At 54.5% G+C, this 1,705-nt stretch carries 2 protein-coding genes; both read right to left on the bottom strand.

Annotated elements, in window-relative coordinates; translation table 11 throughout:
* On the bottom strand, positions 1–466 hold a 466-nt coding region (locus tag V6D20_01835), incomplete at its 3' end, for a hypothetical protein (protein ID HEY9814537.1).
* Complete coding sequence (locus V6D20_01840) at positions 459–1,052, bottom strand: hypothetical protein (protein ID HEY9814538.1); 594 nt, start codon at positions 1,050–1,052, stop codon at positions 459–461. The genes V6D20_01835 and V6D20_01840, both read right to left, overlap by 8 nt.
* Positions 1,053–1,705 lie beyond the last annotated feature (653 nt).

The raw sequence follows: 1,705 nt of genomic DNA on the forward strand, positions 1-1,705 counted from the left end.
AATCCGGCATCTTGCGGTAGGCGTACCGAGCCTTCGACAGCAGAGATCGTGCCTCACGCTGGCCTCGGCTCAGGAAGTAGATTTGGCGGTCATGACCCGCCATAGCACACCACAAAGCAAACACCGAAATCAGCGTCGAGAAACCAATCTGGCGGGCCTTCAAGATAATCACCCTGCGGTTCTCCACAATGTCCCGCAAAGTCTCCCTCTGCGCTTCACGCAGCTCCAGGGGGCCGTGAGTGCCCTGATATTTGATCTGGACCGCATGCTCACAAAACGTCGTGAACGCCGCCAAAACGGCGTTCACATCATCCGGGGTCATCCCATGAGCCTGAAACTTGAGACCCTTGGGGAACATTTTCCGGTACAGAATTTCCTGGGCCAGCGCCTCGTCAGAAAGCTGGATTGCTGGTTGGCGGGACCTCTTGCGAGGCACAGGCCCAAGACCTACGGTGGGTTCACTCATTATCCATAACCTCACCGTCGATGACCTCAGAGTCATCGACCGGAGCGTACCCGCCACTCAAACCGGCATCCCGGGCACGCTCATTATAGAGTTCCCACAACTCCTCATCAGTCAACTGATCCAAGTCAAAATCGGCAGCATCCTCAATCTTCAGAAGCTTGTTATCAAACTTGTTGACTTCGTGAACACCCACAGCCTTCAAGAAATCCCGGGCAGCCTCAACCCGCAAACGATCCCCCTTCGAGGGGTCCATCGCCGTATCGTACAGCATCGTCACAATATTCGAAATGCGGCCAACATCACCCACATTCTGAATAGCCAGCCACTTGACCGCCATAATCAGATTCGGGTCCTTATCCCAGCGATGCAACGTCATCAACGAAACGTTGATGTACGCCGCAAACTCCTTCTTCGTAGCAGGCTGACGCATCGACTCAGGGAACGACAACCACACCGCATACCGCAACTGATTGTCATGCAACGTCCGCTGCGCCCGCTGCAACGATGTCTTGGACGGGCGACCATTAATCTTGGCGATCTCGCCGGAATTCTGCAAGGGGACTGGTTCCATTTGGTTTGAGGGCATAAAGCTTGTCTCAGTTCTAACACTAGTGTTGCGCCGCTGTGGGGCGGCGCAACGTTTGATACAGACACTCCGAGCGGAAGCGAGGAGTACAGGCAACCCGTATCCTGCCTCAGACATCCCGACGCCCCAAGCGGAGGGATGCATTAGCTAAGTTAGCTAACCACTAGCTACTAGCTACTAGCTACCAGTAACTAGCGTGCGGCTCCGTAGGGGTCGCCGCACCCAGTAACCAGTTACCAGTAACCTGTGTGGGCGACTCCGTAGGGGAGTCGTCGCCCACGCTAGTGTGGGCTTCGCCCTCTACTATATAGAGCTATAGTGTTTCACCCCAGGTCAGAGGCCATTTCCCCGAAATGGCATCACAAACCCCCAGGTAGTGAAACCCGACCAACCCAGTCGGGAATACCACGTTCACAAAAAGTTTACAAAAAATAAAACACCGTAGATAAAACTGGTCTCGTTACGGTACCAGACAACCACCCCCCACCCGTTCCGCAGTAACCACTACAATTACAGATAAACTGACCCCCTAGATAGCACAAAACCCCAGGTCAACGGGCCTAAGTCCCCATCCATTAGTAACCATATACAAACATGGGGGGCCGGGCACCCTGGTACCTGGGGGGGTATGCTGGGTGGGCTAGGGTTGATGC

It is taken from the genome of Candidatus Obscuribacterales bacterium, from assembly GCA_036703605.1.
Taxonomy (GTDB): domain Bacteria; phylum Cyanobacteriota; class Cyanobacteriia; order RECH01; family RECH01; genus RECH01.

Bases quoted from the DNA above. Each gene is read 5' to 3' on its own strand.
- V6D20_01840 (HEY9814538.1), bottom strand. From the start codon at position 1,052: ATGCCCTCAAACCAAATGGAACCAGTCCCCTTGCAGAATTCCGGCGAG.